We start from the raw sequence: 14,633 nt of genomic DNA, 5'->3' as shown, positions 1-14,633 counted from the left end.
ATAAGCCTTTTTTCTTTTGATGATTGATGATAGTTGTGGTATGATGAAAACGGTGATGTTATGTTGATAAGTGCAAGTGAAATAAGTAAGTATCATAATGAGAAATGTATCTTGGATAAGGTTTCCTTTTCAATCGAAGAAAATGATAAGATAGCACTGATTGGTGTGAATGGTGTCGGTAAGAGCACCTTTTTAAAGATCTTAGCGGGTAAGGAAAATTATGAAGGAAAGATGATCTGTAAGAGTGATCTTCAAATTTCATATCTTGCACAAGAGGATGATTTTGACGATCATCATACGATTTTTCAGGTCGTACATGAGAGAGCACCAAAATGTGAGGATTTTGAAATTCGTTCTGTCCTTACAAAATTAAAAATAGAGGATATGGATAAGAAGATTGGTACTTGCTCAGGAGGACAGCGTAAGAGAATTGCTTTGGGAGTGGCTCTTTTAAAGCCTTGTGATCTTTTGCTGCTGGATGAACCGACCAATCATTTGGATAATGAGATGATCGAATGGCTGGAAAAATATCTGATCAAGATGAACCGTACCTTAGTGATGGTTACCCATGATCGTTATTTCTTAGAAAGGATCGTTCATAAGATCATTGAGATCGATCGTTCTAAAATTTATGAATATCAGGCGAATTATTCTGCCTTTCTTGAATTGAAGCAGCAAAGGGAAGAAGCAGCGCTTGCCAATGAGCGCAAACGAAATGCTTTTTTGCGAGTGGAGCTGGAGTGGATCCGTTCCAATGCACAGGCACGAAGCACGAAGAGCAAGGAGCGTATTGCTCGCTTTGAAAAGCTATCAGGCATTGAAAAAATTAAACAGACGGGCAAAGTTGAACTGATCCACACTTCTTCTCGCCTTGGCAAAAAAACGATCGAGATCGATCATTTAGGCATGAGCATCAACAATACGACGCTTTTTTCTGATTTTTCCTATCATTTAAAGCGCAATGATCGCATAGGGATCATCGGTGATAACGGCTGCGGGAAAAGCACGCTTTTAAATCTGATTGCAGGTGATCTGACACCGACGAGCGGGAATATTGAAATAGGAGAAACGGTAAGGATCGGGTATTTTAAACAGGGAAGCGATGATCTGGATGATGCTAAGATTGTCAGAGATGTGATCATGGAGGTCAGTGATGATCTTGTGACGGATGAAGGACGGTTAAGTGCTAAAGCGATGCTGGAAAGATTTTTATTCGATTCTCATTTACAGTATTCACGCGTCGGTTATCTCAGTGGCGGAGAGAAAAGAAGATTGTATCTTTTAAAAGTGCTGATGTCTGCTCCAAATGTATTGCTGCTGGATGAGCCGACCAATGATCTGGATATCCAGACATTAAATGTCTTGGAAGATTATCTGGATCATTTTAATGGTGCTGTTATGGTAGTATCCCATGATCGTTATTTTCTGGACCGCTGCTGTGATTACATTTTTGCTTTTGAAGATAAAACGATCCGCTCTTATATCGGTACCTATTCTGATTATTATAGCCGGCATTCAAAAAATGAGAAAGTCGTAAAAGAAAAGAAATCGTATAGTGAGATCAAAAAGCAGCAGCGAATGAATCAGCCATACCTTTCAAGTAAGGATAAAAAAGAGCTGGAAGGAATGGAGGAAGCTTTGAAGCAGCTTGAGAAAATGCTTCAGGATATTGATGAAGCAATGAATGAAACACAGGATTTTGTAAGGATCGGTGAGCTTTCTAAAAAAAGAAGTGAGATAGAAGCAGAAATTGAGAAGAAAAATGAGCGCTGGCTTGAGCTGTTGGAAATTGAAGAAGCGATTGCTTTGAATAAGTAAGTTTTTTTAGGACGGTATTGCCGTCTTTTTTTTTGTCAGAATGAAACAGGATGAAAAAAGTTTAAAATATTAAACAAAAAATTTAAAATAGTGTTGCATTTATTTGAAAATTCTGTATAATAACATTGGTTTGATTAAGAAAACAAATTGTTTAGTATCACTAAACAAGAAGGGAGGGGCTATGGATATTGGTCAGAAAATTAAACGATTAAGGACGAAAAACGGATTGACATTGGAGGAGCTGGCTAGCCGCAGCGAGCTTACCAAAGGGTTTTTGAGCCAAGTGGAAAGAAATCTGACATCCCCCTCTATCGCAACCTTGAACGATATACTGGAGGCTTTAGGTACGACGCTGGCGGCATTCTTCAAAGAGGAACAGGAAGAAAAAAGCGTATTTACCAAGGAGGATTATTTTGTTGATGAGCGTGACGGCTGTATCATTAACTGGATCGTGCCCAATGCTCAGAAAAATGAAATGGAGCCGATTCTTCTTGAACTTGAAACAGGAGGCGAAAGCCAACGGCTTGATCCGCATGATGGGGAAGAATTCGGGTTTGTTCTCAGCGGACGTGTCATCCTAGTAGATGGGGATAAAGAAATTACTGTGCGTAAGGGAGAAACCTTCTATATCAAGGGCTTGAATCCCCATTATCTCAAAAATGTGAGCAGTGCACCTGCCAAAGTGCTGTGGATTACGACGCCACCGCTATTTTAGGAGGAATAGAATATGAAACCTTTAATTCAATTTAAAAACATTGTCAAAGAATTTGACGGTCAGATCGTTCTCAAGGGAATCAATCTGGATATTTATGAAAATGAATTTGTAACGCTTTTAGGACCCAGCGGATGTGGGAAAACAACACTTTTAAGAATTTTAGGAGGTTTTTTGGATCAGACGCAGGGTGAGGTTTATTTTGACGGACAGGAAATTACCAATGTACCTGCTTATCGTCGTGAAGTGAATACGGTCTTTCAGAAATATGCTTTATTTCCGCATATGGATGTATTTGACAATGTTGCTTTCGGTCTGAAGATCAAAAAGATTTCGAAGGATATCATCGAGCAGAAGGTCAATCGAATGCTGAAGCTGGTGAATCTGGAAGAATATGCACATCGTGACGTTAAAGAGATGAGCGGCGGCCAGCAGCAGCGAGTAGCGATCGCACGTGCACTAGTCAATGAACCGAAGGTTTTGCTTTTGGATGAACCTTTAGGAGCATTGGATTTAAAATTAAGAAAAGAGATGCAGAAAGAGCTGAAACGCATTCAGCAGGAAGTCGGCATCACCTTCATTTTTGTTACGCATGATCAGGAAGAAGCCTTGACCATGTCAGATAAGATCGTGGTCATGAAGGAGGGTGAGATCCAGCAGGTGGGAACACCAACGGATATCTACAATGAACCTATCAATGAATATGTAGCTAACTTTATCGGGGAAAGTAATATTATCGAAGGGGTCATGTTGAAAGATTATCAGGTCATGTTTGAGGATAAGAAGTTTGAATGTGTCGATTTTGGATTTAAGGAAAATGAAAAAGTCGATGTGGTCATACGACCGGAAGATTTGGATATCGTGCCAAAATCTAAAGGTAAATTGAAGGGAATTGTCAAATCTGTATTGTTTAAAGGCGTTCACTATGAGATCGTTGTTGAAACGCGTCCGGGAACGAGCATTACGGTAACGATGGATGTGAAAGATGACAAGCCGGTAGTCAATGAGAGTGCCAAAGAGCTCATGAGCGCTAATAATTTCAACCTTGATATCGAAGATGTCAAGGAACTGACCGATGCGGAGATCATAGCCCGTGCTGATGCACAGGCATGGAGCAGTGAAACTGATGAACTGATTTCGATCGTCAAGGTTTCCCATGATATCCAGCCGCACAAGGGAACATATCCGGTGACCTTTACGACAGCTGCCGGAACGAGCTGCACGGTCAATATGATCGTCAAGGATCAGAACCGTGTGGAATCAAAAGAATATGCAGAGGAAATCTTTGCTGAAGATTTCTTTAAGAAAGTGGATGAGATTCAAGATTCAGTTGCGTTAGAAACTGATTTAAAGATCTGGGCAAATGCTCAGGCGTGGGATTTAGATGAAGATATACCGGTTGAAATTACGACGGTTGACTATGATTTTGACCCTGAAAATATTACACCGGGCCAGTATCAGGTAACCTTTAAGACAACGGGGTATGAATATAAGGTTCATACAACGGATTATGCGGAAGTTGATACGATGGTGGGCTTATCTTTTAATCCGGAAGATATTCACATCATGAGTAAGGAAACATTCTCATGAAAAAGTTTGCGAGAATGGCCTATCCATACGCAATCTGGGCAATCATCATGATCGTTTTGCCAATGCTGATGATCTTGTTTTATGCTTTCAGCACACAAGGCAATGATGTCGTTCAGGTGCGTTTGACGCTGGATAATTTCATCTATTTTCTAACAGAGCCGGTACTTTTGAAGGTATTGGCAACTTCGTTTAAGATTGCTTTGATCACAACGGTGATCTGTGTTTTGATCGGCTATCCGGCAGCTTATTTCATGGCGAAGCTGGGTAATAAGTATCAGAATTTAATGATGCTGCTGATTACTCTTCCGACATGGATCAATATGCTGGTTCGAACCTATGCGTGGTTGGGAATGCTTCAAAGCGGAGGCTTGTTTGATACGGTTTTAGGATATTTGGGTATTGGACCTAAACAGCTGATTGGTACGGAAGGTGCTGTAATCTTTGTCATGGTCTATAACTTTCTGCCTTTTATGATCCTGCAGATCTATTCACAGCTGATCAAGATGGATACAAGCTATCTGGAGGCGGCTGCCGATCTGGGAGCCGATCGGGTCCAATCTTTCTGGCGAGTGACTTTTCCGCTTTCGCTTCCGGGAGTGATCAGTGGTATTACTTTGGTATTCCTGCCGGCTGCTTCTACGTTTCAGATCTCACAGTTGATCGGACAGGGAAGCGTGCAGCTGATCGGTAATGTGATTGAAAACTACTTCCTGACAACAGGTGACTGGAATAAAGGAAGTGCCATTTCACTGATCATGGCGGTTATCATTATCATCAGTATGTATCTGACAAAGAAGGCCGATAAGGAATCGGCAGGAAAAAGGAGGGCAGTATGAAAAAAATATTTTCAAAATTCTATTTAGCTCTCATTCTGATATTCTTCTATCTGCCTATTTTATATACGATTATTTTTTCTTTCAATGATTCCCGTTCTCTGACCGTATTCAAGGGTTTCTCATTGCAATGGTATGAGCGGATGTTCAATGATCGCAATATGATGCAGGCGATCTGGTACACCTTTGTCATTGCTATTCTGGCAACGATCATTTCAACGATCGTAGGAACGATTGCTTCGATTGGTCTTTCTAAATCAAGAAAGGCATTGCAGCTGGCAATCGAACAGGTCAATAATCTTTCGGTCATGAATCCGGAAATCGTGACGGCCATCGGTCTGTTAATGCTGTTTTCAAGCTTTAGGGTCATTGAAAAGGGATTTCTTACGCTTTTGCTGGCACATATCGCATTCTGTATCCCCTATGTCATGCTTTCGGTATCGCCTAAGCTGAGATCTCTTGATCCCAATCTTGCGGAAGCGGCCCTTGATCTGGGGGCGACTCCTTGGCAGGCGCTTACAAAGGTTATCGTGCCGCAAATACTTCCGGGTATCGTATCAGGCGCATTGATTGCTTTTACGATGTCCATTGATGATTTTGTGATCAGTTATTTTGTCACCGGAAACGGTGTCAGCAATATTTCGATTCTTGTCTATTCGATGTCGAAAAGAATCAATCCATCGATCAATGCTGTCAGTACGCTGGTAATCATCATCATTACGGTTGTTCTGATACTCGTCAATATTGTTCCAATGCTAAGAAAGAAAAAGGAGGTTGCATGAACATGAAAAAGTTATTTACTGTAATTGGTGCGCTGTCACTACTCGTGTTGAGCGGCTGCTCAAACACTCCTTCAAATTCTGATAGTGAATATCAGGGGCAGACGTTGAAGGTATTTAACTGGGGAGAATATATCGAACCAAGCGTTATTTCAGATTTTGAGGATCAATTTGGGGTAACGGTCGTCTATGAAACATTCTTATCCAATGAAGCAATGTACACGAAGGTTCAGACAGGGGAAACATATGATGTCATTGTTCCAAGTGATTACATGATCGAAAGAATGATTCAGGAGGATATGCTTCAGGAATTAGATCTGACAAAGATCCCGAATATCGAAAATCTTGCCGAGGGTGTAAAAAATCTGCCATATGATCCTGATAATACGTATTCTGTTCCTTATTTCTGGGGAAGCGTAGGTATCGTTTATAATAAAAATAATGTAGACATCAATGATCTGGAAAATGAAGGCTGGGCTATTTTCCAAGATACAGATTATGCCGGCAGGATCTATATGTATGATTCTGAGCGTGATTCCTTCATGATTGCTTTCAAATCTTTAGGATATTCAATGAATACGAGTGATGAAAATGAAATTCAGGATGCTTACGACTGGCTGGTTCAGATCAATGATACGATGTCACCTGCTTATGTAACGGACGAAGTTATCGATGCAATGTCATCCGGTCAGAAGGATCTGGCAGTAGTTTATTCAGGTGATGCAGTAACGATCCTTATGGAAAATGAAGAAATGGCTTACTATTGTCCAACAGAGGGAACAAATCTTTGGAGCGATGCGATGGTAATTCCTAAGAATGCTCAAAATCCTGATCTGGCTCATGAATTTATTAACTTTATCCTGAGTTATGACGCTTCCTATGCAAATTCTGAATATGCAGGCTATGCATCAAGCAATGCTGAAGTGCTGGAGGAATTAAGCAAAGGAGAATTTGCAGGAAATGATGCTTATATTCCAAGAAGCAATTATGATAAAGATGAGGTCTTTGTTTACAACAAGGAATTGACTGCTAAGCTGTCAGAGCTTTGGGTAAAAGTAAAAGCTCACTAATATTAAAAGAAGATGATCGCGTCATCTTCTTTTTTTTAGGTATTGAGGCATGTTTTGGATTTTGCTGATCTGTTTATATGATGCAGAGCCATATTTTTCGAGCAGTTCAATGATTAATGTATCAATCATGATTCCATCAAAGGAACCGGTTTGAGGGATATCCCTGATCGAATCTGATTGCAGGACACATGGAAGTGTACTGTTTTGATGGACCATAGTGGCTATTTTTTCAGCATCAATCGTAGAAGGCGTATATACAAAGCCATCAGCATCTTTTATAATGGCTTGAATGCGTGAAGCGGGGGCATTGACGATCATTGATATGAGATCAATGCCATATTTTCGGCATAGCGGCTGAAATTCTTCTTTTTCTTCATAAGGTATGTCAGAAAGAATGAGACCATTTATATCAATTTCTTTACAGGCAGCCAGAAAGCTTTCAATACCGTAATTAAAAACGATATTTGCATAGGTCTTGAAAATAAGAGGAATTTTGATTTCAACACGCAGCTTTCGCACAAATTCAATGATCTGATCAACACTAAGCTTATTTTTTAAAGCACGAAGATATGACTGTTGGATCATGTATCCTTCTGCCGTAGGATCGGCAAAGGGAATGCCTAATATGATGATATCAGCACCATGGGATATGACTGCTTCGATCATTTTCCTTGTTGTTTCCAAATCGGGGTCACCACAGGTAATAAAAACGATCATAGCTTTTTTATCATTGAAAACTTCACCGAGCTTATTCATAAATCATCTCTCCTTTATAACGGGCAATTGCGGCACAATCTTTATCACCTCTGCCGGATATCGTGACAACGACAATCTTGTCCTTAGACATCTTAGGAACGATTTTTAAGGCATAAGCTACGGCATGAGCAGATTCGATAGCGGGGATGATACCTTCTGTTTTTGCCAGATATTCAAAGGCATTGACAGCTTCATCATCTGTAATGGCAACATATTCACTACGATGGATATCATGGAGATAAGCATGTTCAGGTCCGACTCCCGGATAATCAAGTCCCGCAGAAATGGAATAGACAGGAGCGATCTGACCGTATTGATCCTGACAAAAATAGGATTTCATCCCATGGAAGATACCTAGTTTTCCACAAGAAAGAGTTGCGGCCGTTTCAAAGGTATCAATACCTCTGCCTGCAGCCTCACAGCCAATGAGCCGTACATTTTTATCATTGATAAAATGATAGAAGCTGCCTATCGCATTGGAACCGCCGCCTACACAGGCAACAACGGCATCGGGAAGCCTTCCTTCTTTTTCAAGCAGCTGTTTTTTGATCTCTTTGGAAATCACCGCCTGAAAATCACGTACGATCGTCGGGAAAGGATGAGGACCCATCACGGAGCCAAGACAATAGTGAGCTGTTTCAAGATGAGCACTCCATTCACGCATGGCTGCTGAAACGGCATCCTTCAGAGTGGCCGTACCGCTTGTTACTGGTACTACTTGGGCACCTAAAAGCTTCATGCGATAGACATTAAGTGCCTGTCGCTTCGTATCTTCTTCACCCATAAAAACAATGCATCTCATTCCCATCAAGGCCGCAGCAGTTGCAGTCGCAACACCATGCTGACCGGCACCTGTTTCGGCAATCAGACAGCTTTTACCCATCTTTTTAGCTAATAAAGCCTGACCAAGTACATTGTTTATCTTATGAGCTCCGGTATGATTTAGATCTTCTCGTTTAAGATAAACCTTGGCACCATTTAAATCTTGGGTCATTTTTTTCGCAAAATACAGCCTTGAAGGTCTTCCTGCATATTCATTCAATAATTCATTTAGTTCTTGGGTGAAAGCAGGATCATTTTTAAAATGATCATAAGCTTTTTCAAGCTCAATGAGGGCATTCATCAATGTTTCAGGAACATACTGTCCGCCATGAATGCCGAAACGTCCATTTACATTTGTCATCTTCTACATCCTTTCTAAGACATTTGTCTTTTTATACGACTTATGTCAAAGAAATATAAAAAGTCCCTGACAGAAATCGTAATCTGTCAAGGACGAATAATTACTATCCGCGGTGCCACCTTGAATTCATAGGAAAACCTATGCGCTTAGCAGGATACCATCATATCCCCGGCAACTGACGCATGCCAACGCGTTGCAGAATACTCTGTGTAAAAACACATTTGACTGCACCCTCCGCGGTCCATTTGACAACTTGTTTCTAACCTGATTCGCAGCATCGCAGGCTCTCTGTATAGGCATCATTGCCGTTATCTCCGCTTCAACGGTTTATATATCTAATTTAGGCGTATTGTACCACTATAATAAATATTAATCAAGAGAATGTATAAAAGATTTTTTTTGAACCCTTTCATTATCATGATCTGCTTTTATATAGATCCATTTCAGCCTTGTACCGAATATCATCAAATTTCATGCTTATGCTTTTGAGTATATAAAAGGTTTCAATGTATTTTATTGAATTATCATAATCTGATCATGCAAACTGAATACCTTCATAATCCTTTCATAGAGAAGATAAGGGAATAAGGTTATTGAATCATTTCACAGGATGAAAGATGCCAGCATAAAGTTTTGATCCGTCCTTATCGTCTTTTATGACCTGTGAATCTGTCGTATAAATCTATGTATTCTTTATTGACTGTATAAAATTTCATAATATTTCTCCTCGTAATAAAAAAACACAAATCAATATGAATCTGTGTTCTTTGCAGTTAAGCCGCTCCATATACCGTTATAGTCACTAAGTATGTATAGACAGTATCACTTTTGCTGCTCAGCAGGTTATCGTGATACTATCTAATGTCATTATATCAAATTATTTATTCTATGAGATTATTCAAATAAAGCAATATTTTTTCTTTGTCATTTTGATCTATTTGGGGGTTGCTGGAATGCTCTGAAGTAAAGGAATCTGTATATAGATAAATTTTATAAAATTGATTCTCGTAAGAGAAGTGAATACGATAATATGGCTTATAAGTTTCTTTTGGACTATCAGGGATTTTATACTGATATACTTGTAATTGCATTCCGTTTTCTTTCCATTCTTCTTTTGTCATAGGTTCTTCTTCTTTTTTGAGCATAATAAGCTCTTTAAGAATATTTCTTTTGGAGAAAATATCATCTGATGAAATATATATATAAGCTCCGAATTGATCATCATCAATATATACCGCTGTATCAAGACAAGATATGATATCCGAAGAAGAATTGGTAAGTGAATCATGTTTTTCTATAGTACATCTTCCATTGTCAAAATGCAAAGGATACTTTATAATTACGTTTTTCGTATCGACATTTGTGCTTACGACATTCGTATAATCAAAGAATATCCAAGTCAGAAAGCATAACAGCATTACGGAAAGAATAGCTGTTTTTCTTTTAGGAAAACTCTTCATAAAGGTTGCGATGATCACAGCAAGCGTCATAAACAAGCTATAATAGAAATAAAATGGATTTAAATATCGGTTTTGATAGCCATCCCAAAAAGAAGCTAAAATCATAAGAATACTCAGTATCGGTAAGATCCATCCAAGTTTTTTCCTGTTTCTTGCACAAAGCCTTATTTGAAAAACAGCAAATACAATAACCGGTAGCATTGCCAGGCATACAACCGTAAAGACTATCAGTAAGCGCAGAAAATAATTATCTATTCCAAGTATATCAAACATATTATTCTCCCCTTTTCAATCAGATTAGCCATTCATATATACATAACCACATGCGGGTATTAAAGCTGTTTTATCACCGTTTGTACTTTCAGAATAAGAGATACTTTTTGATATCTAAACAATATTCTGCGATGATGTCATGCTCCTTTAAAGCTATTGTGTACCCTTCATCAAATTTTAAAATTCAGATTATAATAGATAAAAAATATAGATACTTTCTTTGCTCAGCAGGACATAGTGATACTACAAATTATTCTGAATCTTTTCATTAATGCAGTCTTATCTTTTATTCTGTATTTGGTAAAATCCCCAGCTGATAAGATGTATCACCCAGTATATCGGCAACATTTGATAAGATGTATAACTTAAAATTGTTTGATAATCGCCAGATAACTTAAATATTGCATTGAGCACTATATAGCTAAAAAGAATCATATTTAGGACATTTATACCTATAAGAATGATTTTATATTTCTTTTTATAATATCTATATAAGCTGAAAATAAGAATAAGGGAAAGAAGCAAAAATACCAATTCTATAGCAATTAATTGATTTTTATAAGAATATGCATTTTCTATGTCTAAAAAGATTCTAGTAATTAGTGGGTTTAATCTAGTAGACGGAATCATACTTATACCATAAATAAAAGTTATACGATATTTTTTTAAAAAGTTTTTAATGTTCATATAATTACCTATATATATTATAAAGAGCTCATTTAATAGCAATTCATTATATATATATTTCCTCCTTTTTTTATGCGATAAACTGTGACTTGTTATGATATTTATCATATATATTTTTTAATTTATAATAAGAGAAAGGCGATACCTTTCTCTTATTCCTGATTAAGATAAAAGATTAACAACAGATCTAAATACAGAACCATTTCTTGCATAGAACTTATTATCTGTCCATTCAACGATACTCTTGCAGGAACCCGTTATCGTTACTTTTCCTTTCTTTCCAAAAAGACACATGTCAGTTATTTGCCCTGCAAATATTGTTTCAATAGCTTGTTGATAAAGTTGCAGCTATGACAAAATCTGGCTAACGGCCGAAGAAATGTATTCCAGAATTGCTGATACGAATCGACCTGCTACATATTAAAATGCTTGTCATCAAAATTTTGAATGTCGTTATGTCACCATTGTTTTAAATAAAATACTCTTTGCATCATATTTGATCCGCCTGAATATTTATATGTGCTTAAAACAATCGCTCCATCAGATTATGTATTAGTTTAAAATATCCACTGGTCTTTCCTCTGCTAGACGATCTTTCTTTATATTATACTATTATTAAATATTTATTTTCAGTTTCCTCGTAATGGTAGTCGTCCTATACAGGAAACGAATATCATCAAATTTAACACCTCTTTCATAAGATCCACCTCTTTCATGATTATACATTGTCTTCACTTATATAATATCTAAAATATGGCTAAAATAAAGTCTTTTAATGATATTATTTATATGATAAAATCGAATTATAAGGCGATATTTTGATTCTTTTGTATTTACTGCAAAGTGTAATTTTATTATTTATCAGTGATATTTTTTAGAAAAAGAGTGACTTAGTTCATTCTTTTTATTATGTACTTCATTTTTATGGCTGATATTTTTCTATAAATTTATCATAAACCTGTCTTCCTGCTTTATCATTATCTGAAGCTATGATTTACAGTATTGATATAGTCGTGGATCTATGGTCTTGTAAGATAATTGACTCTGAATGTTTCGCTGATACAGTTATATGAATCACTGCCTAAAATATTAAAATCAATTGGCTTGTTTAATTCTTTTTCCATTGAGTAATAACTAATAGCAACAATATAGGATTCTGTTAAAACAAGCTCTAAAATATTTCATCGTTTATCACTTGCCAACACTTATTTTCTTCTGCCAAATTATCTGATTTTATAAAATTCATATGCAGTGCTATAATGAACAGCTAAATGCAAAATAATATTATTTCCTTTTACTTCAAAATAAGGACCCTCATTCAATTTAGAAGTAAGATAATAGTATTTATCTTTCTGCTGATAAATATAACCTGACTGTGGAACTATATCTCCAATATATGAATAAGACAATTCTCCAGAAAATGAATATCTTCCATTATTCATTGTCAGCGTAATTTGAGTATCACCGTATTTCTTTTGATATACTCCATTTATTTCCCTATAATTCATACTGCAAAGTACTAGTAATACAACCAGCACTAGTCCCAACGCTATTACTAGCTTTTTTTTCATGTTCATTCCTCCCTGATATATCTCAAAATAAAGTAATAATTATTCTAATATGTTTCTTTATGTAACAATGCTTCTTCATTACTATCTTTTTCTTAAATAAATTTCAAGTACAATATTTTCTAATTTATTTTCCTATTTATTTTGAAATGAGCCTCTAAGTAAAGACAGACCTTCATTTTTATTTTGATAACTACCAAACAATCAAGTTTATACTTTTTTATTCACTTATATAATACCCAAAATATAGCTAAAATAAAATCTTTTATTGTTATTATTTATATGATAAAATCAAATTATAAGGCGATATTTTGATTCTTTTGTATTTACTGCAAATATAATTTTATTATTTATAGTGATATTATTTCTTAGAAAAAGAGTGACTTAGGTCATCCTTTTTATTATGTACTTTATTTTTATAATTTATGAGATCCTGATTCCTGTCTTCTGAATGAAAAACCGGAGCATTCCTGTATAAAAATCCAAAATATTGACATTTTCTTTTAGATTTTTAACATACGCTCCATCAAGGCAAAGTTTCAATCAAATTCAGTTGATAAGCTAAATATCCTCTTGCGAACATGAACTATCAAACAGTTTAAAATAAGTCAGAAAATATATAAAAATAGCTAATTCGTTTTACGAATTAGCATATATTTCAAAAATGGTGGGCCCGGCCGGAATCGAACCGGCACGGATTATTCATCCGAGGGATTTTAAGTCCCTTGCGTCTACCAGTTTCACCACGAGCCCATAAATGGAGGTTCCTGCCAGATTTGAACTGGCGATCACAGAGTTGCAGTCTATTGCCTTACCACTTGGCTAAGGAACCGTATTGCTTTGTGCCTGTTTATTATATAAAAAAATAGACAAAAATGCAACACCCATTTTCATTTTATTAAATCTTTCTTTATCATAGAATCAAAAGCAGGAAGGATCATGTCGAAAAATATGATAGAATAGAGTCGGAGATGATAAAATGAAACCTGAAATTATTATCATAGGAGCAGCAATTTTAGATGTGCTTGCATACCCGACAGATGAACATGTTTTTCAAGAAGGATCTTATCCATGTGAAGATATCGAATTATCTTATGGCGGAGATGCCTTGAATGAGGCGCTTGTTCTCTCGGCTTTCCATAAAAGAGTAGAATTGATGACGATTCTTGGAAAAGATCAGGCAGGGGAATTTATTGTAAAGAAATGCCGGCAGCAGCAAATCCTCTTGAATGAAAAAACGATGCGTGATGACCTGAAAACAGGGATCAATACCGTATTGATCAAAAAAGACGGATCACGACATTTTCTGACAAATGCCAATGGTTCTTTAAGAAAGCTGACCTTAGAGGATATTCCATTGCCTTTTGTCACATCGGCGAAAATAGTTTGTTTTGCCAGTATCTTTGTTTTCCCTCAGATCAGGGATCATGAGCTGATGGTCTTATTTAAGACGGCTAAAAAGCAGGGGATGATCGTTGCAGCCGACATGACAAAATGTAAGCATCAGGAAACGCTTGATGATCTTAAACTGTCACTGCCATATGTGGATTATCTTTTTTGCAATGATGCCGAGGCACAGCTTGTGACACGGGCTGACAGCGTTGAAGCATCGGCAGAACAGCTTTATCATGCAGGAGCAAAAAATGTCATCATTAAGGTAGGTGCCAAGGGCTGTTATGTTCACAATGATACGCTTCATTGCTGGGTATCGCCTAAAAAAGAAGTTGTATGTGTCGATACGACAGGAGCCGGTGACAGCTTTGTGGCAGGCTTTTTAAAAGCGCTTTTGGAGAAGCAATCGCTCATGGACTGTCTTGATTTCGGTAATGAATGCGGTGGTAAGGCAACCACGCAGATAGGGGCAACGCGCTGGCTTGAAAATATTCAATGAAATAATGATAGAA

11 protein-coding genes and 2 tRNA genes are annotated in these 14,633 nt (G+C 37.2%); 7 read left to right on the top strand and 6 right to left on the bottom strand.

Annotated elements, in window-relative coordinates:
- Positions 1-60 precede the first annotated feature (60 nt).
- The 6 genes from ACZYT3_RS03880 (at position 61) to ACZYT3_RS03855 (ending at position 6,802) form a co-directional block, all read left to right on the top strand.
- Positions 61-1,818 carry an ABC-F family ATP-binding cassette domain-containing protein gene (locus ACZYT3_RS03880; protein WP_464087750.1) on the top strand — a complete coding sequence of 586 codons (1,758 nt, stop codon included), beginning with the start codon at positions 61-63 and terminating at the stop codon, positions 1,816-1,818.
- Positions 1,819-1,999: 181 nt separating this feature from the next.
- Positions 2,000-2,533: a helix-turn-helix domain-containing protein gene (locus tag ACZYT3_RS03875; protein ID WP_294562369.1), complete on the top strand. Its 534-nt coding sequence runs from the start codon at positions 2,000-2,002 to the stop codon at positions 2,531-2,533.
- Positions 2,534-2,545: 12 nt separating this feature from the next.
- Complete coding sequence (locus ACZYT3_RS03870) at positions 2,546-4,120, top strand: ABC transporter ATP-binding protein (protein ID WP_464087749.1); 1,575 nt, start codon at positions 2,546-2,548, stop codon at positions 4,118-4,120.
- Positions 4,117-4,956, top strand: a complete 840-nt coding sequence (locus ACZYT3_RS03865; protein ID WP_464087748.1) for an ABC transporter permease — start codon at positions 4,117-4,119, stop codon at positions 4,954-4,956. Before ACZYT3_RS03870 ends, ACZYT3_RS03865 begins: the two co-directional genes overlap by 4 nt.
- A complete protein-coding gene (locus ACZYT3_RS03860; RefSeq protein WP_294562374.1) occupies positions 4,953-5,735 on the top strand; it encodes an ABC transporter permease in 783 nt (260 codons plus the stop codon). Before ACZYT3_RS03865 ends, ACZYT3_RS03860 begins: the two co-directional genes overlap by 4 nt.
- 2 nt (positions 5,736-5,737) lie before the next feature.
- Positions 5,738-6,802 carry an ABC transporter substrate-binding protein gene (locus ACZYT3_RS03855; RefSeq protein ID WP_464087747.1) on the top strand — a complete coding sequence of 355 codons (1,065 nt, stop codon included), beginning with the start codon at positions 5,738-5,740 and terminating at the stop codon, positions 6,800-6,802.
- Positions 6,803-6,823: 21 nt separating this feature from the next.
- Here ACZYT3_RS03855 and trpA read toward each other — a convergent pair whose 3' ends face one another.
- From trpA to ACZYT3_RS03825, 6 genes are all read right to left on the bottom strand, one after another.
- Positions 6,824-7,558 carry a tryptophan synthase subunit alpha gene (gene trpA, locus ACZYT3_RS03850; RefSeq protein WP_464087746.1) on the bottom strand — a complete coding sequence of 245 codons (735 nt, stop codon included), beginning with the start codon at positions 7,556-7,558 and terminating at the stop codon, positions 6,824-6,826.
- On the bottom strand, positions 7,551-8,741 hold the full coding sequence (gene trpB, locus ACZYT3_RS03845; protein ID WP_464087745.1) for a tryptophan synthase subunit beta: 1,191 nt from the start codon (positions 8,739-8,741) through the stop codon (positions 7,551-7,553). The genes trpA and trpB overlap by 8 nt, the downstream gene beginning before the upstream one ends.
- 881 nt (positions 8,742-9,622) lie before the next feature.
- Positions 9,623-10,474 carry a hypothetical protein gene (locus tag ACZYT3_RS03840; protein ID WP_464087744.1) on the bottom strand — a complete coding sequence of 284 codons (852 nt, stop codon included), beginning with the start codon at positions 10,472-10,474 and terminating at the stop codon, positions 9,623-9,625.
- A gap of 1,910 nt (positions 10,475-12,384) precedes the next feature.
- Positions 12,385-12,732, bottom strand: coding sequence for a hypothetical protein (locus tag ACZYT3_RS03835; RefSeq protein ID WP_294561802.1), 348 nt, complete (start codon positions 12,730-12,732; stop codon positions 12,385-12,387).
- A 662-nt stretch (positions 12,733-13,394) separates the two neighbouring features.
- Positions 13,395-13,482, bottom strand: a tRNA-Leu gene (locus tag ACZYT3_RS03830).
- 5 nt (positions 13,483-13,487) lie between these two features.
- A tRNA-Cys gene (locus tag ACZYT3_RS03825) sits at positions 13,488-13,561 on the bottom strand.
- Between the two features lie 147 nt (positions 13,562-13,708).
- On the opposite strand from ACZYT3_RS03825, the gene ACZYT3_RS03820 reads away from it, so the two are divergent.
- Positions 13,709-14,620, top strand: a complete 912-nt coding sequence (locus tag ACZYT3_RS03820; protein ID WP_464087743.1) for a carbohydrate kinase family protein — start codon at positions 13,709-13,711, stop codon at positions 14,618-14,620.
- The last annotated feature ends 13 nt before the right edge of the window (positions 14,621-14,633 follow it).

This window comes from Traorella sp. mt218, assembly GCF_055420025.1.
Note: the sequence above shows the minus strand (reverse complement) of the source record. Positions and strands in the feature narration are given on the sequence as shown.